Annotated in this window: 10 protein-coding genes; 6 read left to right on the top strand and 4 right to left on the bottom strand. The window is 67.3% G+C overall.

All coding sequences use genetic code 11. The features are described 5' to 3' along the window. Positions 1-109: 109 nt before the first annotated feature. Complete coding sequence (locus AC1DSO_RS14020) at positions 110-2,371, top strand: glycoside hydrolase family 88 protein (RefSeq protein WP_477069402.1); 2,262 nt, start codon at positions 110-112, stop codon at positions 2,369-2,371. Positions 2,372-2,391: 20 nt separating this feature from the next. On the opposite strand, the gene AC1DSO_RS14015 is transcribed toward AC1DSO_RS14020, so the two are convergent. The 4 genes from AC1DSO_RS14015 to AC1DSO_RS14000 all read right to left on the bottom strand — a co-directional run bounded on the left by AC1DSO_RS14015 (position 2,392) and on the right by AC1DSO_RS14000 (position 12,504). Further along, positions 2,392-5,742: a DUF4450 domain-containing protein gene (locus tag AC1DSO_RS14015; RefSeq protein WP_477069401.1), complete on the bottom strand. Its 3,351-nt coding sequence runs from the start codon at positions 5,740-5,742 to the stop codon at positions 2,392-2,394. 13 nt (positions 5,743-5,755) lie between these two features. Next, positions 5,756-7,078: an oligogalacturonate lyase family protein gene (locus tag AC1DSO_RS14010; protein WP_477069400.1), complete on the bottom strand. Its 1,323-nt coding sequence runs from the start codon at positions 7,076-7,078 to the stop codon at positions 5,756-5,758. 82 nt (positions 7,079-7,160) lie between these two features. After that, on the bottom strand, positions 7,161-9,896 hold the full coding sequence (locus AC1DSO_RS14005) for a TonB-dependent receptor (RefSeq protein ID WP_477069399.1): 2,736 nt from the start codon (positions 9,894-9,896) through the stop codon (positions 7,161-7,163). 328 nt (positions 9,897-10,224) lie between these two features. Further along, complete coding sequence (locus AC1DSO_RS14000) at positions 10,225-12,504, bottom strand: hypothetical protein (RefSeq protein WP_477069398.1); 2,280 nt, start codon at positions 12,502-12,504, stop codon at positions 10,225-10,227. 402 nt (positions 12,505-12,906) lie between these two features. On the opposite strand from AC1DSO_RS14000, the gene AC1DSO_RS13995 reads away from it, so the two are divergent. The 5 genes from AC1DSO_RS13995 (at position 12,907) to AC1DSO_RS13975 (ending at position 20,915) form a co-directional block, all read left to right on the top strand. After that, the gene (locus tag AC1DSO_RS13995) at positions 12,907-15,093 is read left to right on the top strand and encodes a TonB-dependent receptor (protein WP_477069397.1); all 2,187 of its coding nucleotides are present in this window, start codon (positions 12,907-12,909) and stop codon (positions 15,091-15,093) included. A gap of 64 nt (positions 15,094-15,157) precedes the next feature. Continuing rightward, entirely contained in the window at positions 15,158-16,123 is a 966-nt protein-coding gene (locus AC1DSO_RS13990; RefSeq protein WP_477069396.1) for an alpha/beta fold hydrolase, read from the top strand. 54 nt (positions 16,124-16,177) lie between these two features. Then, positions 16,178-17,551 (top strand): tetratricopeptide repeat protein, encoded by a 1,374-nt coding sequence (locus tag AC1DSO_RS13985; RefSeq protein WP_477069395.1) that lies wholly within the window; start codon positions 16,178-16,180, stop codon positions 17,549-17,551. Beyond that, complete coding sequence (locus AC1DSO_RS13980; protein ID WP_477069394.1) at positions 17,548-20,103, top strand: ABC transporter substrate-binding protein; 2,556 nt, start codon at positions 17,548-17,550, stop codon at positions 20,101-20,103. The genes AC1DSO_RS13985 and AC1DSO_RS13980 overlap by 4 nt, the downstream gene beginning before the upstream one ends. Continuing rightward, positions 20,100-20,915, top strand: coding sequence for an ABC transporter permease (locus tag AC1DSO_RS13975; RefSeq protein ID WP_477069393.1), 816 nt, complete (start codon positions 20,100-20,102; stop codon positions 20,913-20,915). Before AC1DSO_RS13980 ends, AC1DSO_RS13975 begins: the two co-directional genes overlap by 4 nt.

The raw sequence follows: 20,915 nt of genomic DNA, 5'->3' as shown, positions 1-20,915 counted from the left end.
TCGCCCGATTGACGCTGCCGCCGCCTGGACTTCGTTCCAAAAGATGGCACACTGTTCCAGATAATGGACGTCGACGCCATAGGGCCGTCGCCGCGCCGGGGGATTCGCCGTGCTTTTTTCCAAGCGTAACCAAGCGCCGCTGCATGCTGGCCTGGCCGTTCTGCTGTGCGCCACGGCGCTGTCGCCACTCTCGTTCGCTCACGCCGCCGCGCCACGCCCCAGCGCAGCCGCGACGGTCCAGATCCCGGACACCGCCGCCGTGCTGGCCGTCCTGAACCGGGCGAACAAGGCCCAGATGGACGCCATGCGCGCGGAGCCGATCCCGCTGGCCACCGGCGGCGCGGTCCGCGAGATCTCGTCCAACTGGGTCTCGGCCACCTACTATGTCGGCGCGGCGCGACTGGCGCGGGTGACCGGCGACGTCGAAACTCTGAAGTTCCTGACCCTGGCCGCCGAGCACTACAACTACGGCCTACGCGGCGCGCGCTCCGGCAAGACGATGCTGAACGCCGACGAGTGGGCGATCGGCGACCTCTACCAGGAGCTCTACGCCCGTCGCGGCCAGGAAGGCGTGATCATGCCGCTGCGCCAGCGGCTGGATTGGTCCCTGCCCCACCTCCGACGCCAGCCGGTTCCCGAGCACCTGGTTTGGTGGTGGAGCGATGCGCTGTTCATGGCGCCGCCCGTCCTGTCGCGCATGGGCGCCATGACCGGCGAGAAGAAGTATTTCGACGCCATGGACACCCAGTGGTGGCGCACCTTCGCGCGCCTCTACGATCCGGACGAGAGCCTCTATTTCCGCGACGAACGCTTCATCGAGCGCCGCGACGAAAACGGCCGCAAGGTCTTCTGGTCACGGGGCAACGGCTGGGTGATGGGCGGCATGGCGCGGCTGCTGGAATCGATGCCGGCCGACTACCTCAACCGTCCGCGCTATCTGGCCATCTTCCGCGCCATGTCGGCGCGCGTCGCCGGCCTGCAGCGCGCCGACGGGCTGTGGGCCGCCAGCCTGATGCAGCCCGAGCGCTTCCCCGAGGCCGAGACCTCGGGATCGGCCTTCTTCGTCTACGCCCTGGCCTGGGGGATCAATCACGGCGTCCTCGACCGCGCGACCTACCTTCCGGTGGTCGTCAAGGGCTGGAGCGCGCTGGAGCGGCAGGTGCTGCCGAACGGCATGATCGGCGCCGTCCAGAAGACGGGCGATCAGCCGGTCACGACCGCGCCGACCGACATCGGTCCGTACGGAACCGGCGCCTTCCTGCTGGCCGGGCTCGAGGTCATGAACCTCGGCAAACCCCAGACCGCCCTTCCGTTGACCGAACCGAAATCGGACGCCGCGACGCTCGTGTCCGCCAGCACGCCGACGCCCGCGCTTCCCAGAACCGTGCGCGGGCCCGAAGAAACCCAGCGCCACGCCACCGAGATGAAGGCCGTGGCCGCCCTCGCCTACGACCCCACGATCGAGGGGCCGGGCCTCGCGCCCGCCCAGGTTCCCCCCGCCGCGCCGGGCCAGCCGACGCCGCCGAAGATGATCTACCGCCTGGCGCCGCCGCCCGCCGGCCAGGACAAGCCGCGCGCCACGGTCCGCTATGCGCCCGAGCGCTATGACGACATCCTGTGGGAGAACGACCGCACCGCCCATCGCATTTACGGTCCGGCGCTGGAGCAATACGAGCCGCCCTCGACCTCGGGCGTCGACGCCTGGGGCAAGAGCGTCCGTTATCCGTTCATGACCCGCCAGCTGCGCACCGGTGACCAGCACGCCTATCACGGCGAAGGCATCGACTATTACAACGTCAAGACCTACCGGGGCGCGGGCGGCCTGGGCGTCTGGGACGGCGGCAAGCTGTGGGTGTCGCGCAACTGGAAGGACTACAAGATCCTGAGGGACGGCCCGGACATGGCGTCGTTCAAGGTCAGCTACGCGCCCTGGAAGGTGGGGGAAACGCGCGAGGTCTGGGAAAGCCGGACCTTCACCCTGCCGATGGGCACGAACTTCACGCGGATGGTTTCGACCCTCGGCTCCAACGCCAAGGGCCCGCTGACCGTGGCGATCGGGATCAGCAAGAAGCCGACGGCCGCCACGGCGGGTGACCTCAAGGCCGACAAGGCCAAGGGCGTCTTCTCGTTCTGGGATGTCACCGATCCCGACAAGGGCACGATGGGTGTCGCCCTGCTGGTCGATCCGCGCCAGATCGTCGACGTGGTCGAAACCGACAGCGACTGGCTGGTGCTGGTCAAGGTCACCCCGGGCAAGCCGTTCGTCTACTATATGGGCGCGGCCTGGGACAAAGGCCTCGACTTCCACAGCCGCGCGGACTGGGAAAGCTACGTCTTCGCGCAGAAGCCCGACTTCAACCCGGGCAAGTAGGATCGCCTTGGAGCGGCCGTCTAGCGAGGCCGCTCCAAGGTCACGGCCATCAGGCCGATCACCACCTCGTTCGCCGAGGTGCGCACCGTCAGCGAGCGCAGCGGCTTGCGAGGATCCAGGGGCAGCGACAGCACCGTGGCCGCCCCACCGGGAACCTCGCGACCCTGACCCTTGAAGCCTTCGCGGTTTAGTACTCGGATCTCGCCGGTCGCCAGGTTCACCCGCGTGGGCGGCGGTGTGTCGACCTTGAACTGATAGTCGTCGAGGAAATAGTCCGTCTCGATCGGCCACCAGGTGTCGGGATTGCGCAGTGGCAGACGGGCCGTCGTCCCGTCCTGATAGGTCACCACCACCTCGCCGTTGTCGAAGCGGCTCTGCATCGGATTGGTCGAGCCGGCCATCAGCAGATGCGCGCGGCTGGCCTTGCCGCTCAGGGCCACGACGGCCTGCTTCGGGTAGTTGTCCCACAGCGACGTGAAGACGACGTTTGGAACGTCGGGTTCACCGGGCGTGCTGAAGACCACGCCTTCAGGGGTCGTCAAGCGGCCGCCCTGCGCGGCCGCGATTTGGCGCAGGCCGCTGTCGTCGATCTTGGCCATCTGGTTGACGTTGCCGGCCCAGCCGCCCAGCCCCTGGGCCGGGAGGCCAAGCGACGGCCCCCTTGGCCGGGGCGAGCGATACTTGCCCTTGGCGAAGATGGCCGTGACCTTGTCGTTGAAGGCCAGCTTCACGGGATCCATTTGCCCCCGCGCGATCGCCGAGCTCGTCGCCGAAAGCGCTCTCGACGGCAGCGTGATCGGCTTGGCGAGCGGGGCCAACCAGGTCAGCCTATTGCGCGAGACCCGCTCGAAGGTCGTGGCGGGCGCGTTCGTCTTGGGCGGCGAAATCGCTTCGCCGCGCCAGCGCGCGACGACCTCGGCCTTGCCGCCGGGGACGGTGACTTCGATGGCCGGACTACCGATAGCGTCCGGCGCGGACCGCCAGGCCGCCTTGACACCGTTGATCTCGACGCTCGCCACTGCCTCGCGCGGAGCCGGCAGGCGCAGGACCACGGTCTTGAAGCGGTGATCGCCCGGCGTCAGGGTCCAATGGTCCTCATCGCCGGAACGGCGGAATTCGTAGGCGAAGACCGGGTGCGTGATCGCGGCGTGATCCCAGTTGGCCGGAAAGCCCGGACGGATCGTCATCACGCCGGCCAGCGCATCGGGCCTCAGACCAAACAAGCCCTCGACCACGGCGCGCGCGGTCACCCCGGCGCTGTCGGCGAAGTCGCGCTGCGACTCCCGCCGATAGACGTCCGGCCAGGCCAAGGTGCCCATATTGCCGGGCGAAACGCCCATGAACATGCTGGCCAGAAACCCGCTCTTGGCCAGTACGAAAGCCTCGTCGTTCCGGCCCGCCTGCCACAGCGCCAGGGCGGTGTGGAGGTTCTCCTGGGTGGCGACGTTGTTGATCGACCATGCATAGGGCAACCAGTCGGTGGTGGCGTAGAGCCCGTAGCGCGCGTCGCTCGGCACACCAGGTCCCTTGATGGGGACGCGCGGCAACCGCTTCAGCGCATCCGACATCCGCCAGGCGTCCGTGGGCGAAGCGACCTCGGAGTCGATGGCGTGATAGTAGGTCCACAGGCCGAAGGCCGGATGCAGCCGCTGCTCGCCCAGCAGATCGCGATACTCGCCAAAGGCGCCCTCGCCGGGCATCCAGAGCAGGGTCCGCATCGCTTCCCGGATCGCGTCGGCTTCACGCTCGTAGGGCGCGGGGTCCTCGCCGATCAGGCGCGCGAGCTTGGCCGCCATGCGGTTGTGATAGGCTTGGTAGGCCGAGGCGTGGGTCGCGCCGCCGCCATTGTATGAAAGATCATCGCTGGCCCAGATCGCGGCATAGGCCTCGTAGAGCGGCAGTCGGCGCGGCCCGTACTCACGACGAAAGAGCCGGCGTTCCCAGGCGAGGTGACGGGTGATGGTCGGCCAGAGTTCGCGCGCCGACTCAAGGTCGCCGGTCCACGCCAGATGCCGGAACAGCGCGTCGATATAGACGGTGTTCATGTCGTAGTGGGAGTTCGACAGGTCGCCGTTCGAGTGCAGCGCCTTCTCGGCCCGCGCCAGGTTGGCGTCCTCGTCGGCTGGCGGGATGGTCGCGGGAATCGGCGAGACGTTCTGACCCTTGGCCCAGGCGCGGAAATGGTGGTCGGCGCGATCGGGATGCCCCAGGGCGTCCAGCCAGTATGGTCCGCGCCAGCCCAACAGCTTGGTCCGCCAAGCGACCGCACCGTGCATCACCGCCTGCTGAGGCCCGTCCCAAGTGGCCTCGGCCCCGACATTCAGCGCCTGCATGGCGGCGTTGACATAGGGGTCCGGCGTCTCGATCCGCACCTGGTCGCGCAGGGCCTGGAAGTGGCGGCGCGCCTCTTCGAACCGCGCACCGAGCTCGGCCCGGGCGAAGGCGGCCGGTCGGCGCGCGGGCGCTGGCGGCGCGTCGGGCTTGCCGGCGCGGACCGCCTTGTAGTCGGCGAGGTCGTCGGCGACGTTGGGATCGACCCGTTGCAGGGCCACGATCAGCGGCATGTTCGACGACAGGGCCGCACGGCCGACGGCGACGCTTCCCTGTTCTGTGGCCTGGCTCGTCAAGAGACGACCGATGTCATTCCATGCGGCCGCCTCGCCGCGGGAGAAGCGCGCCGGACCGCTGGCCGCGCCGACGACCACCGCCTTAGGCGCGCTCACCTGGAAACCGTCATTGCTCAGCGCGACACGATTGGCTTCCGCGAAGGCCGGCTTGAACTGGAACCATTCGGAGATCGGGACCTTCTCGGTGCCGATGTCGCCGTCGCGGACGCCGCGCTGGCCGGTGATGCCGCCAAACGCCCAGACCAGCTCCAGGCCCGGCGGCAGATCGACGCCCTCGAACCGCAGGGAGAGCCCTTCGGTGACCGCGTAGGCCAGGACCTCGACACGCAGCGTCCCCTGCCCCAGCAGCGGATCGCTGATCTCGTAGATCAACTCGCCGGGCCGGTAGCGTGTGACGATGCGCTTGGCGTCATGCAGCCAACGCGCGCCGTTCGGACCGGCGACGCCGAGCCGCAGGTTGCCGCCGCGTCCCGGCAGGTAGAGAACGAATTCGGGCTTGTCGCCGCCGTCGACGCGGAAGGCCGTATCGCCGCCGTACAGCGGCCGGTTGAAGGTCTCGCCGCCGTTCTCGATGACGAAGTCGCCGCCGTCCGGCCGATAGCGGATCGGGCGATCGATATTGCCGACGAGATTGGGCCTTGGCCCACCGACCGCCGACGGCGCGGTCTGCGCCCAGGCCAGGCTGGGCGACAGGCCGGCGAGCAGCGCCAGGGCCAGACCCGTGTGTCGGCGCGATCGCTTCATCACCGTCTCCCGATCAAGCGCCGCGCTTGTCGACCTCCACGGCGTACACGTGGTTTTGGYCGTGCATGTTCGATGTGAAGACGATCCATTTCTGGTCGGGCGTAAAGCCCAGATTGGGCTCGAGGCGGTAGTCGTGGGCCGACATGTCGACCAGGCGCTCGCTGGCCATCTTATCCACGGTGATCAGGTCGTCGGTATAGAACTGGGTGGCGGCGTCGCGGATGGTTTCCGGGCGGAAGGCGTAGATCCACTTTCCGTCCGGCGCGTGGGCGACCATGTCGGCGTCGCCGCCGTCGCCGGCGAACAGCTTGCCATCGGCGGCCACATTATAGTGCACCGACCACTCGTTCTGCTCGACTCGGCGATAGAGCTTCCTGCCAGTGGCCAGCTCGTGGCCAGCAATCCAGAACACCTGGCCGCGCGGGGTCTGCAGGTCGTACCAGATCCATTTGCCGTCGGCCGAGAAGAACTCGTGGCCGGCGATCTCGAAGTTCATGGTCCGGGTGTGGATCTTGGTCAGCGCCGAGCCGTCGGTCCGGATCGTCCAGATGCGGTCTACCCGGTGCCAAGGTCCCTCGTGGCAGAACATCACCAGGGTCGGGTCGGTCGGCGAAAACTGGGCGTGGCCGAGCCACTTGTCCGACGCGTGGACGACCTTGCGCTCGCCGGTCTTCAGATCGAGCGTGAAGATCTCCATCGGCGTCGGCGTCTCGAAGCGCTCGGTCATCCGCACGCCCTTGGCCTTGGCGAAGGACAGCGGCTTGCCGTCCGGTCCGTTGGCCGCGTACTCGGCCTGGCCGAAGCGCTTGCGATCGTCGGCGGTGTTCGGCTGCAACGGCTTGCCGCCATAGGTCACGACGCCCAGCAGCAGGGTCTCGTCGGCGTTGACCGAGGCAATCTGGCCCTGGGCCAGCTTGCCGACGACCTTGGCTTTGCCGCTGTCGATGTCGAGTGCGTAGATCGTTTTGGGACGATCGACCGGCAGGCCCTCGCCTGGCGCGGTGACCGAATAGTAGAGCCGGCGCGAACCGCGCGGAAAGAACAGCAGATCCGCGCCCTGGGTCTTCGGGACCGGGCTCAGCTTGAAGGTCTTCAAGTCGACCAGGGCGATGCCCGACGGCGTGGTGATCGCCAGCCTGTCGCCCTGCGGCGTGTAGCCGTGCTGGTGGAAATAGAGGTTCTTGCTGCCGCCCTCTTCGGAGAGGCGCACGATCCGGTGACCGGTCTTCGGATCGATCCAGTCCTTCGGCGGCGCGACCGGAACGGCCTGCTGGGCGAAAGCCGGCGTCGCCAGGGCGGCGGCGGCCAGGCCAAGGACGGTTCTGCGAGCGATCACGTCTGTACTCTCCGAAAAATGTGGGCCTGGCGCGGGGAAGGACCAGCGCCAGGCCCCAGGGGAGGAGCCGATCTTAGAGTGGTCAGTACGTCCAGCGAACGCCCAGCAGGATCTCGCGACCCGTGTGGCGGTAGTCGCTGACGCGGTCGGCAGTGTCGACATAGGCGTCGGTGAACTTGTCGCCCAGGTTGATGCCTTCCAGGGTGACTACGAGATTGTCCCGCACCTTGTAGCTCGACGAGAAGTCGTAATAGGTGCTGCCGTGCGTGCCGTGCTCGCTGTTGCCGTTCGAGCCCGGGAAGGCCGTCAGGAAGCCAGAGCGACGCGCCATCGACGTCCGGGCGCTGAACTTGCCGCGCTCGAAATAGAGCGTGGCGTTGGCAGTCGTCTTCGACTGGCCGGTCAGCTTGTTCAGCTTCGGCGCGGCCTTGGTGCCGTAGTTCACCTCGGAGTCGACGTAGGTGAAATTGCCGATGAAGCCGAAGCCGCGCAGGGCGTCGGGCAGGAAGTTGAACGGCTGCTGATACTGGAATTCGACGCCCTTCAGCCAGCCGCCGTCGCCGTTGTAGGGGTTGGTCACGTCGAAGATGTCGTTGACCGAGACGCCGGCGCTGGTGCTGAGCAGGCTCGCGGGCAGGCCAAGCGAGCTATAGATGGCCTGGCTGGTCTGGCTGGCGATGAAGCTGTCGATCTTCTTGTAGAAAACCGCCACGCCGATCAAGGACTCCGAGGCGAAGTACCATTCTGCCGCCAGGTCGAAGTTGGTGGCGCGGAACGGCTCCAGGTCCGGATTGCCGAAGTTGACCGTCCGGGTCGTGGCGCCGACCGAGCCACCCGGCGTCAGGCTGCCGAGGGTGGGGCGAGCCATGACCTTGGCGATCCCGCCCCGCAAAATGAAGTTGTCGCGCGGCTCCAGCGTGATGTTCATCGACGGCAGGACGTCAGTGTAGTCGTTCTTGGCTGTCAGATAGACGCCGCTGCCGATGAAGCCCTGCGAGGTGACCTTGGTGTGGGCCACGCGGAAGCCGAAGTCGGAGCGCAGCGGCATGCCACCGAACACGGTGGCGTCCACGACCGCCTGGCCGAAGCCCGACAGGTCCTTCTCTTCCACGTCGCGGGTATCGCCCTGCTGGACGAGCAGCGGGAAGCTCAACAGCTTGGTGTAGGCCAAGGCCTTGTCGATGTCGGCCACCACGTACTTACGGTCGCCGCCCGGGAACGGGAAGTCGCGGCCGAACGAGACCACCTTCGAGAAGGCGCCGACGCCGACGATCTGGTTGGCGGCGGTCAGGACCTGGTTGCGGCTCGCGCCGCGGTACTTGACCACGTACTGCTGGGCGTCGATCCCGCCGCGCAGCTTCAGGTGCTCGTCGACGTCGAACTCCAGGTTGCCGCTGGCGGTGCGGGTGATGTTCAGCGAGGTTTGAACCGCCGAGCGCATCTCGGTCAGGGTGTAGAGGGCTGGGTTAGCGACGTCGAAGCCGTAGGTGATGATCGGCGTGCGATCGTTGGCGCGGGCGTCGTAGGTGTAGCCGTTGACGTCGTTGCGATCGAGCTGGAACGAGATCTGCTCGGGCAGGCGGTAGTCCGAATTGGCCACGCCGATGCGGGCCTGGCCGCGCAGGCGGTCGGTAAACTCGTACTTCCCGGCCAGGGTCACCTGGGTGAAGGTCGTGTGGTCGCGCTGGGTGCCGTTCTCCGAACGGACGTCGACCTTGTCGAACACGCCGTAGGTGAAGGTGTTGCGGTCGTTTAGCGCGTAGTCACGGACGATGGTCGAGCCGACACCGGCCGCGTTCGAGCGGCTGAACGAGATGGCCTCCAAGTTCGGGCTCTCGGTGAACTGGTTCAGGTCCGAATAGAGGACGTCCAGCGACAGCTCGGACTTCGAATTCGGTCGCCACTGGGTCGAGAAGGTGATGCCCAGGCGCTCGGAATCGATCTTCGAGGCGGTGTAGCGCGGGATGCGCGGGTAGAAGGCGTCCTGCACCTGCTTCAGCTGAGCCGGCGTGGTGCAGACCGAGCAACTGGCGAAGTTCGTGGCCGTGTCCGGAAGACCGGTGCGCGGGTTGATGTCGTCAAAACCCGCCCAGCGGGTGGTGTTGAAGCCCTCGGCCACCGGCTGGCGCTTCGAATAGGCCACCGAGGCCAGAACGCCGAAGGTCTTGTCGGGGTTGGACCAGCTCAGCAGGCCCGCCGCGCGCGGCAGGATACGGTCGGTGATGCTGTTGAGGCTGCCTTCGGCCGAGGCGGCGGCCTTGAAGCCGGTGTAGTCGAACGGGCGGCCGCTCTGCAGATCGACCGTGGCGCCCAGCGAGCCTTCGGCGATGTCGGCCGACTGGGTCTTGCGCACCGTAATGCTGTTGAACAGCTCGGAGGCGAAGACGTTGAAGTCGAAGCCGCGGCTGCGGTTACCGCCGCCCGTGGCGATGGCCTCCACGCCGTTGATCCGCACGCGGGTGAAATCGGCGTTGAGGCCGCGCACCGAGATCTGGCGACCTTCGCCGCCTACGCGGTCGATGGTCACGCCCGGCAGGCGCTGGATGGCTTCGGCCAGGTTCTGGTCGGGGAAGGCGGCGATGTCTTCGGCGAGGATGGCGTCGATGGCGCCGATGCTGGTCCGCTTGGCGCCCAGGGCCTTGCTCAGGCTGGAGCGATAGCCGGTGACGACGATCTGTTCGACGGCCGAGGCCTCGTCGGCGGTTTGCGTCGGTGCGGCGGTCTGAGCCGACGCGGCGCCAGCGAGCATCGACACGGCGAAGGCGCCGCCGAGCAGAGCGCTCGCCATAAGCTGTTGACGCAGGGTGCGCGAAGCCATTTCGTTTCTCCCCATACCGGATTGACACCGGTATCATTGACAGTCACATCGTTTCCACAATGTGAGATTACTGCCCACATAGTGCAGTAAACCGGTATAGTTCGCAACCGCCTTATTGGCGTCATGACGTGGTGCGAGAGGTGGAGCGCACCGGGATCACCCCACTTCAGGACGCTAGTCTATTGTTTTAATAGGCTTTATTTCATGCCCACAAAACGTGCGAAAGCGCATGTCGAGCGCCGACGTGGGGACGGCGATCCGCCTTATCGAACTCGCTCTGCAGCGTGGCGCGCGGTCTTTGAGGCCACGCGCCGCCGAATCCAAGACCTTAAGGTAGCGGCTTGAAACCCTCGGCGCGGACGGTCCACTTGCCGTCCTTCGGGAAGCCGGGCGCCGGCCCCTTCGAGCCGTCCCAGCCGCCGGCCATCATCGCCACGGCCGCCAGCAGCGACCCGTTCGACGGGAAGTAGGTCTCGGCCGCGCGACGGTAGCCCGGGCCGTCCGGGCCGTCCGGCCCGACCGGCTCGCCGGTCGGCACGATCTGGCCGCTCGACACCACGGTCTTCGGCACGAAGGCCTCGGCATGCTCGTCCAAGTGCACGCGCGGCGTCATGCCCGAGACGCCGAACTTGTTGTTCTTGGCCTCGTAGAACAGCCAATCGACGGCCTTGTCCGGTTCGCCCAGGCGGGCGGCGGTCATGGCCACCATCGGATAGTCCCAGCCCCAGGTCTGGCGCAGGTCCCAGTCGCTCTCGACCGCCCGCAACGTGCGCCGCATGGTCTCGCGATCGACGCCCCTCCCCGCGATCAGGCCATAGGCCATCAGGAACGAGGGGTGGTCGCGGTTCATGCACTTGGGGTCGATGGCATGGCGCGAGCAGGCCTTGCTCTTGGCCACGTCCCAAAAGTCCGGCGCCGTCTCGGTCGGCAGGTATAGGCCGTCCTTCATGGCCGGCGCGGGCAGCCCCTTGATCACCGCGTCCCACTCGGGCTTGCGCTTCATGCCCTGGCGTTCGCGCCACCGCTGCGCCGTCTCCAGGCCCCAGCGATAATATTCCAGTTCAAAGGTCGGGTTGGAGGTGGTCAGCGGATCGTAGTTCTCCTGCACCGGGATAATCGGCGGACCCAGGACGTAGCGCCCGGCCGTGGCCTTGTGTGGGAAGGAAGCCAGCAGGTCGGCCGTTTCTGAAACCAGCGCGCCGTACTTCGCCAAGGTCGCCTGGGTCGGCTTGTCGCGCCAGACCAGCTCCGACATCCAGATCGGGTGCGGCTGCTGCCACATGATGAACGGCGAAACCTTGCTGGGGCTGTCGACGCCGTCGGGGCCGGTCATTTTCGGCCACCACGCGCCCTTCAGGCCGTGACTGGCCGCGCGGGCCTGGGCGTCCTTCAGATGCCCCAGATACCAGGGCAGGCTCCGCTCCAAGAGCTCGGGCCTGTTCCACAGCGCGAAGTGCCCGGCGTGCCAGGCGTGCATCTCGAGGTGGAACTTGCCGTTCCAGCTGTTGGAGAACAGTCCCTCTTCCTGCGGCGGGACCTCGCCAGCGCCATTGAGGGCCATCAGGTACTGCGACAGCACCACGCGGCGCTCCAGCTCCGCGGCCCGAGGGTCGGTGCTGCCCGAGAAGTCGACGGTCGCGCCTTGCGTCCAGTAGCTTTTCCAGTGCGCGCGCGCCGCCAGGTCGGCGACCGTCACGGTCGGCAGTTTCGGCACGGCCTGGCGGGAGAAGGCGACCTCCAGACCCAGCGCCCGGCCCTTGGCCTTGGGCGAAACCGTAAAGGCGTGTGGTCCGGCGGCCGTGAAGTCCACCGCGCGGTCGGCCTGTAGGGCCGCGAAATAGCGGGTCTTATCCAACTGTCGGGAGACGTCGAGGCGCGAGGCGCCCTCCCCCGTCACCTTGGTCGTGTGCAGTTCCGGATGGATCCAGTCGGACGGATCCGGGTTCAGGGTCTTGGAGACGCCGGGGAACTTCACCGAAAGCTTCAGTCGTCCTTGCGCGACCAAGGCTGAGTCCAGGTCGACCACGATCATGTCCAGCGTCGGATGGACCCGCGTTCGGACGGTCACCGCCTCGCCGTCATAGGTGAAGCGGCTGGTCAGCACGCCGCTCCACAGGTCCAGGGCCTGTTCCGTCTGGGTCAGGTCCTCGAACCTGGCGGGCTTCCCCGTCTTGTCGCGCAGATCCAGGGCCACGCGGCCCAACGAGAAACGGTGCGGGTTTTCGCGCAGATAGGCCAGGGCCGGACGGGCCTCGGCCTCGTTCCAGTCCTTCATATAGGCGTAGGGCTGCTTGGTCCCGCGCACATCGATCGGCGTCGTGCCGTCGGCGTAGGTGTAGTTGTTCGGGTTCGGAAAGGCGTGCCAGGCCCATTGGGCCTCGGTCAGCAGTGGCGCAATGTTGGAATAGGCCTCCGGGAAGGTCTGAAGGCCGGTGATGTCGGCGGTGAAACCGATCTGACCATTGCCGACCATCAGGGGCGCGGACGGATCGACCTTGGTGAGCTTCACATTGTGGCGGCTGACCAGCGCGTGGCGGTCGATGGGCCCAGCCAATGCCGGACCGGCGAGACAGGCCAACGCCAGCCCGGCGACGAGAACGCGTTTCATGGCTACTCCCCATGTTTTGTCGAGCCGCGCCGAACCGCGGCGAGCCGGTCCAGCGGGGACTTGCCACCTGGCAGGCCACGCTTTGCTCGAGATCGTTATGTCATTTTATAGAACGATATCTCATATTATGGAATTTCCCGCAAGCACGGCGCTCCCGATCCATGTTTCGGGGTGTTGTCGAGATGCAAAGCGGCCAGTGGCCGATCTGAGCGGCCGAGTTAAGGGGAGCCGGACGTTCAACGTCCCCCTCCGCCCTGCCCAAAGGTCCGCCGATAGAGAAGCTTGGCGACAAGGACAGAAAATCTCGGTTTCCAATCCCCACTTGATAACTAGGCTTTAGGCATCGGAACCGGCGTTTCGCCGTGGCGTCAGACCACGTCCGCCGACACAGGGGATAGTGCAGTGATCAAGCGTCTTCTTATCGGAACCGCGGCCGGCGCCTTGGGCGCGGCCTTCGTGACCGGCGCCTACGCCCAGGCCGCCAACAACACCGAGTTGGAGCAGGTGGTGGTCACCGCCCAGCGGCGCGAACAGTCGGCCCAGGACGTCGGCATCGCCTTGTCGGTGATCTCCGGCGACCAGCTGGCGGCGCGTGGCGTAACCAATGTCAACCAGCTGCAGTACCAGACCCCCAGCCTGGAAATCGTTCCGGCGTTCGGCGGCGGCCAGCCTCAGTTCCGTCTGCGCGGCGTCGGCTTCGACGACTACGCCACCAATAATACGCCTACGGTCGGCGTCTATGTCGACGAGGTCGCCTACCCGGTCCCGGCCGCCACCCAGGGCGTGCTCTACGACATCGACCGGGTGGAAGTGCTGCGCGGGCCGCAAGGCACGCTCTACGGCCGCAACACGACCGGCGGCGCGATCAACTTCATCACCCGGCGTCCCACCGATCAGCTATCGGCCGGCGTCACCGCCGAGTATGGCCGGTTCGACAGCGCCAAGGTCGAAGGCTTCGTCTCGGGACCGCTCGGCCAGACCTTGAAGGGCCGCCTGTCGGCCGTGACCGAACAGGGCGGCGACTGGCAGCGCAACCGCGCCACCGGCGAGAAACTCGGCGACGCCGACCGGAGCGCCGTGCGCGGCCAGCTGGACTGGTCGCCAACCGACAAGGTCGACGTTCTGCTGAGCGCCCACTACGGCCAGGACAAGTCCGACGGCCAGGGCCTCTACCTGCTCAACGTCCCGGGCCAGGTTGGCGACACCCGCTACAACGCCACCGGTTGGGGCGTCTCGCCGACCTTCGCGAGCCTCGCCGGCGTGTCGCCGGGCGCCAAGCCGCAGCGGGACAACAAATCCGGCGGCGGTTCGATCACCGCCAATATCGACCTGGGCTTCGCCAAGCTGACCAGCATCAGCGCCTATGAGAACCTCAAGCGCCGCGAGCTGAATGACTGGGACGCCAAACCCAGGTCGGAGTCCGACACCTTCTGGGGCAGCGATGTCGACATCTATTCACAGGAAGTTCGGCTGGCTTCCAAGAGCGCGGGTCCGCTCACCTGGGTGGCCGGCGGCTATTATAGCCATCAGACCCTGGACGAGACCTTCCTGACCGATTTCAGCCAGAGCCTGGGCTTCATCACCAACACCTCGTACCGCCAGAAGGTCGAGTCGATCAGCGGCTTTGGCCAGGCTGAATACGCCCTCACCCCGCGCCTGAAGACGATCCTGGGGCTGCGCTACGAGCATGAGGAACGCGATCTCGAAAACTTCGCCACCAAGATCGGCGGCGCGCCGCTGTTCAACAACGGCGACCGTCACACCTCGCTCAACGAGCTGTCGGGCAAGGCCGGTGTCGAGTTCCAGGCCGACGAGAATGTCCTGCTCTACGCCAATGTCAGCCGCGGCGTGAAATCGGGTGGCTTCACTGTCTACAACTCGCCCCAGTCCGACCAGATCAACGCCTTCAAGCCCGAGGTTGTCTGGGCCTACGAGGCGGGCTTCAAGGGCGACCTGGCGCGGAACCTGCGCCTGAACGGCTCGGTGTTCTACTACGACTACCGCGACCAGCAGGTGCTGGGCGTGGTCATCAACCCGACCAACGGCGCCATCGGCCGGATCACCAACGCGCCGAAGTCCGAGATTTACGGCGGCGAACTGGAGCTGCAGTGGACCCCGTTCCACGGCCTGCAGATCACCCAGACGGCCAGCTACAAGAAAGGCTCGTACAAGACCTTCGACGACGTTGACGCCAGCTCGGTGGTCAAGAATCCGTCCACAGGCCTGTGGACCGGGCAGACGATCGACAAGTCGGGCGTGGCGCTCGACTTCCCGCGCGTCAGCTATGGCGGCGCGGTCAGCTACATCTGGGCCGTCGGAAACTTCGACGTCCAGGCGGCCACCGACTACGCCTATCGCGACAAGGCTCCATCGTTCCTGGGCGCCGAATACACCGTCGCCTCCTATTGGCTGGCCAACGCCAACCTGACGATCCAGCCGAAGGACGGGCCTTGGAGCCTGGGCCTATGGGGCCGCAACATCTTCAACGAGAAGTACGACGTCACCCGCAACTACTTCCTGACCTCGGCCAAGATCGGCGCGGCGGGACGCCCGGCCACCTATGGCGTGCGCGCCAGCTACGCGTTCTAGTCCTTCCCCCCGCCCCCGGGGCGCCGATGTTCAAGCGCCAGCCCGCCATTTCAGGACCTTCGTGATGATCAAGACTCTGTTGCTGATCCTGGGCGGCCTGGCGGCCCTTGTCGTGGTGGCCGGCTTCGTCGGCTGGCTGCTGCTGCGGGGTCCGGATATCCCCTACGAGACGCTCGAGGCGAAATACGCCACGGCGGCCTCGCACTATGCCGACCTGCCTGGTGGCGTGCGCCTGCACTACAAGGACGAGGGCAAGGCCGATGGGCCGGTGCTGGTGCTGGTCCACGGCTTCGGCGACTCCCACTTTTCCTGGGAAGGCTGGGTGGCTCGGCTGGGCGACCGCTACCGGATCATCACCGTCGACCTGCCCGGCCACGGCCTGACCCGCGCCCCGGCCGGCTATGTCGCCACCAGCGACGGCTACGCCGACCTGATCGACGCCCTGGCCGCCAGGCTGGCCCTGCCGAAGTTCGCGATCGCCGGCAATTCCATGGGCGGCGGCGTGGCCTGGCAGACGGCCGTGCGCCATCCGGACCGCCTGAACGCCCTGGTGCTGGCCGACGCCGCCGGCTGGCCCGCCGAAACCCTGAAGAAACCGCCCCTGGCGTTCAAGCTGCTCAAGTACTCGTGGGGCCGCGCCTTCCTGCGGTCGATCGACAACAAGCCCCTGATCCGCTCGGGCCTGCGCGGCGAGGTCGGCGATCCGGCCGTGATCACCGACGCCTTCATCGACCGCTGGGCCGAGCTGCAGCGCGCGCCGGGCCATCGCGCCATCCTGATGTCGATGCAGCCGGGCAAGCACAGCCAGGCGACCAAGGAAGCCCTCGCCACGATCAAGGTCCCGACCCTGGTCCTGCACGGCGAGATCGACCCGATCATCGAGGTGTCGGCCGGTCGCAAGTTCGCCGACGCCATCCCGGGCGCCCAGCTGATCGTCTATCCCAAGGTCGGCCACCTGCCGCAGGTGGAAATTCCGCAGCGCTCGGCCGACGACGTCGCGGCCTTCCTGATCGCCCATCCGGCCCCGTGACCGATAGGGCGCGCCGCCGCTGGCGCGCCCGCGTTCGCTGACTAGAGTAACCGCATGCGCGTCGATGATCTGGGCAACCCCGTCACCGTCTCCACCGAAGCCTCGCTGGCGGCGGTGAACGACTTCGTCGGCGGATTTCTGGCCTATGAGACCCGGGCCGCGAACGTGCTGGCGGCGGCCGACGCCGATCCCGCCAGCGCCCTGCTCAACGCCTATGCGGGCGTGCTGTGGCTGCTGCTGGAATCGCCGGAAGGCCCCGGCCGCGCTGCGCCCTACGTCGCCACGGCCCGCGCCGCCCGCGCCGCGGCCCATCCGCGTGAGCAGGCCACGGTCGATTTCCTGCTCGCCTGGTTCGAGGACGACATTCCCCGCGCCCTGGCCGTCGCCGACGCGATCCTGGCCACTTGGCCGCGCGACCTGCTGATCCTCAAGCTGCGCCAGTATCACGACTTCAATCGCGGCGACTTTCCCGCCATGCTGCGCGCGGCCTCCAGCGTCGCCAAGGCCAATGCCGACATCGCCCACTGGCACGGCATGATGGCCTTCGCTTACGAGCAGTGCCATCTGCTGGTCGAGGCCGAGGCCGCCGCCCATCGCGCCCTCAACCTGCAACGCAAGGAGCCCTGGGCTCAGCACGCCCTCGCCCACGTCATGCTCACCCAGGGGCGCATCGATGAAGGCGCGCTGTTTCTGGAGAGCGTGCGCGACACCTGGACAGGGCTGAATTCGTTCATGGACACCCACCTCTGGTGGCATCTGGCGCTGTTCTATCTCAGCCAAGGACGGTTCGATCAGGCGCTCAACGCCTACGACCAGCACTGCTGGACCCAGGAGAAGGACTATTCCCAGGACCAGGTCGGGGCGGTCTCGTTGCTGGCCCGCCTGGAACTGGCCGGCGTGAACCTCGGCGAGCGTTGGCAAGACGTCGCCGATCACCTGGTCAAGCGCGCCGACGACGTCGTCCAGCCGTTCCTGACGCTGCAATACCTCTATGGCCTGGCGAAGGCCGGCCGTGCGGAGGCCGACAGCCTGTTGGCGGCGGTGCGCCATAGAGCGGTCCATGCGCCCGAGTTCACCCGCGCGGCCTGGCGCGACGCGGCGCTGCCCGCCGCCCACGGCCTGGTCGCTCACGCCCGCGGCGACTTCGAGGCCGCCGTCCAGAGCCTGCGCACCGCTTTGCCCCGGATGATCGAGGTCGGCGGCAGCCACGCCCAGCGCGACCTCTTCGAGCAGATCGCCCTCGACGCCGCGATACGCGCGGGCCGGCTCTCGGAAGCCCAGCAGGCGTTGGAGCTGCGCCGTGGCTTCGATCCCGACGGCGTACCGCTCAACCGCGCCTTGGCCGAGGTTTATGACCGCTTGGGCCTGCCCGCCGAAGCGGTCCGGGCCAGGGCGCGGGTCGAGCGCAGATTGGCGGCCCTGGCGTGAGATTTCCGAAGGTTCTGGGCGCGATCCTCGCCGCCTGCATGCTCGTTCTGCTGGGCGGGGCCAGCCCCGTCCTGGCCAAGGACAGCCTGACCCTGGCCCTGCAATTGGAGCCGCCGAACCTCGATCCGACCTCGGGCGCGGCGGTCGCCACCGACGAGGTGGTCTACGCCAACATCTTCGAAGGGCTGGTGCGCCTGGACCGCGACGGCGCGATCAAGCCTCTGCTGGCGACCTACTGGGAGGTCGCGCCTGACGGCCTGACCTACACCTTTCATCTGCGCGAGGGCGTGCGTTTCCAGGACGGTACGCCGTTCGACGCCGGCATTGTCAGGTTCAGCTTGGAGCGCGCCATCGCGCCCACGTCGGTCAACGTCCAGAAGCAGGCGCTGAGCGTCATCCGCCGGATCGAGGTCGTCGATCCGCTGACCGTGAAACTGCATCTGGCCCAGGCCGACAGCAACTTGCTCTACGTACTGGCCTGGGGCGACGCGGTGATGGTCTCGCCCAGATCGGTCGCGACCTTGGCGACCGCGCCCGTCGGCACCGGCCCCTTCAAGTTCGCCAGTTGGCGACGCGGCGACGCGGTGACCCTGACGCGCAACGACGCTTATTGGGGTCAGCCGGCCAAACTGCGCCGGGTGGTGTTCAAGTTCATCGCCGATCCCGCGGCGGCCTTCGCCGCGATCAGGACCCACGACGTCGACGCCTTTCCCGACTATCCCGCGCCCGAGAACCTGGCCCAGCTGCGCGCCGATCCGTCGCTGAAGGTGATCTCGGCCTCCAGCGAGGGCGAGGTGATCCTGGCGATCAACAACCGCAACGGCCCGCTGGCTGACGTGCGTGTACGCCAAGCCATCCAGCATGCCCTGGACCGGGGGGCGATCATCGACGGAGCGATGTACGGCTACGGGACACCGATCGGCAGCCATTTCCCGCCGCAGAACGCCTCTTACGTCGACCTGACCGGCCTCTATCCCCACGACGTGGCCAAGGCCAAGGCGTTGCTGGCACAGGCGGGCTATCCGAACGGCCTTTCCCTGACCATGAAGCTGCCGCCGCCCAACTACGCCCGCCGCAGCGGCGAGATCGCAGCTTCGCAGCTGGCGGCGGTGGGGATCAAGGTCAGGGTCGAGAACTTGGAATGGGCTCAGTGGCTGGACCAGGTGTTCAGCCGCCACGCCTTCGATCTGACCGTGGTCAGCCACGCCGAGCCGATGGACTATGACATCTATGACCGGCCCGACTATTACTTTGGCTACCACAGCGCCGAGTTCCACGCCCTGATGACGACGCTGAAAGCCACGGCGGACGAAGGCCAGCGCGCCGTCATCCTGCAACGCATCCAGCGCAAGATCGCCGACGACGCCGTCAACGGCTTCCTGTTCCAGTTCCCGCGCCTGGGTGTGTTTGATGCGCGGCTGAAGGACTTCTGGGTCAATTCGCCGACCCTGACCGTCGATCCGCGCACCGCCTATTTCGACGCCCCCGACGCGACCGGCGACACGACGGTCGCCACGACCAGCCGAGCCGGCGACATCCTTGGCATCCTGGCCGGCCTAGCGGGGGTGGCGGGCCTGATCGCCCTTCTGGTCCGTTTCGGAGCCGCCTATCTGGGCGGACGGGCGGCGATCATGGCCCTGACCCTGCTGGCCGCCAGCCTTGTGGTGTTCGCCATCATCCAGATCGTGCCCGGCGATCCCGCCGCCTACATGCTGGGCCTCAACGCCAATCCCGAGGCCGTGGCCAACCTGCGTCACCAGATGGGACTGGAGGGGCCGGCCCCACAACGCTACCTGGCCTGGTTGCTGGGCATGCTCCACGGCGACCTCGGCGTCAGCTACACCTACCAGACGCCCGTGGCCGGCCTGGTTGCCGAGCGCTTGGCCGTTTCCCTGCCCCTGGCGACGGCCGCCATGGCGCTGTCGGTGCTGATCGGCGCCCCGATTGGCGCGCTGGCGGCGGCCCGCCGCGGCGGCGCGGCCGACGCAACGGCGATGGGCCTGACCCAGATCGGCGTGGCCATTCCCAACTTCTGGTTCGGCGTCCTGCTGGTGATGAGCTTCTCGRTGGGCCTGCGCTGGTTCCCGTCCGGCGGCTTTCCGGGCTGGGACGCGGGGCTGTGGCCGGCGCTGAAGGCTCTCACCCTGCCCTCCCTGGCGCTGGCCATTCCCCAGGCGGCGATCATTGCTCGCGTCACCCGTTCGGCGCTCCTCGACACCCTGGCCGAGGACTACATGCGCACCGCCCGCGCCAAGGGCCTGTCGCCCGGCCAGGCCCTGTGGCGTCACGGTTTGCCCAACGCCCTGATCCCGTTGCTGACCATCCTGGGCCTGCAGTTCCCGTTCCTGCTGGCGGGCGGCGTGATCATCGAGAACGTCTTCTTCCTGCCCGGTCTGGGACGGCTGGTGCTGCAGGCCATCACCCAGCGCGATCTGATCGTCGTCCAGGGCGTGGTCATGCTGCTGATCTTCGCCGTCGTGGCCACCACCTTCCTGGTCGATGTGGCCTATGTGCTGGTCGATCCCAGGCTGCGCGGGCGGAGTCGATCATGAACCGCTCCTTGAGCCTGAGCGTCGGCGCGGCGATCACCACGCTCTTCGTCCTGGCGGCCCTGGGGTCTCTGGTCTGGACGCCCTACGATGTCGCGGCCTTCGACATTGCTCGGCGCCTACAAGGTCCTTCGGCCGCCCATTGGCTTGGAACCGACCACTTCGGCCGCGACGTCCTGTCGATGATCCTGGCGGGCGCGCGAAACGCTCTGGCCGTCTCGCTTGTGGCGGTGCTGCTGGGCGCGGGCGCCGGCGTGCCTCTGGGCCTGTTGGCCGCGGCCCAGCGCGGCTGGACCGACGAGCTGGTCATGCGGACCAACGACGTGATCTTCGCCTTTCCGTCGCTGATCCTGGCCATTCTGCTGACCGCCGTGCTGGGTCCCGGGGCGATCAACGCGGTGATCGCCATCGGCGTCTTCAACATCCCGGTCTTCGCCCGCCTGACGCGCGGCGCCGCGCTCAGCCTCTGGACGCGCGACTATGTGCTGGCCGCGCGCACGGCCGGCAAGGGTCAAGCGCGGATCTCATGGGAACACATCCTTCCCGGCTTGCGCGGCCTTCTGATCGTCCAAGCCACCCTGCAGTTTTCATTGGGGATCATCGCCGAAGCGGGCCTGTCCTATGTCGGCCTGGGCGTCCAGCCGCCGGCCGCCAGCTGGGGCAAGATGCTAGCCGACGCCCAGACCCTGATCAGCCTCTCGCCCCTGCAGGCGATCGTCCCTGGCCTGGTCATCGTCATCACGGTCCTGGGTTTGAACCTGCTGGGCGACGGCCTGCGCGACCGGCTCGATCCGCGCCTGGACGGGGAGCGCTGA

It is taken from the genome of Caulobacter sp. P4_E5, from assembly GCF_056401555.1.
This window is presented reverse-complemented; position numbering and strand designations above follow the sequence as displayed.

Excerpts from the sequence above, each read along its gene's own strand:
- AC1DSO_RS14015 (WP_477069401.1), bottom strand. The coding sequence starts at position 5,742 with ATGAAGCGATCGCGCCGACACACGGGTCTGGCCCTGGCGCTGCTCGCC.
- AC1DSO_RS14005 (WP_477069399.1), bottom strand. The coding sequence starts at position 9,896 with ATGGCTTCGCGCACCCTGCGTCAACAGCTTATGGCGAGCGCTCTGCTC.
- AC1DSO_RS14000 (WP_477069398.1), bottom strand. The coding sequence starts at position 12,504 with ATGAAACGCGTTCTCGTCGCCGGGCTGGCGTTGGCCTGTCTCGCCGGT.
- AC1DSO_RS13990 (WP_477069396.1), top strand. The coding sequence starts at position 15,158 with ATGATCAAGACTCTGTTGCTGATCCTGGGCGGCCTGGCGGCCCTTGTC.
- AC1DSO_RS13985 (WP_477069395.1), top strand. The coding sequence starts at position 16,178 with ATGCGCGTCGATGATCTGGGCAACCCCGTCACCGTCTCCACCGAAGCC.
- AC1DSO_RS13975 (WP_477069393.1), top strand. The coding sequence starts at position 20,100 with ATGAACCGCTCCTTGAGCCTGAGCGTCGGCGCGGCGATCACCACGCTC.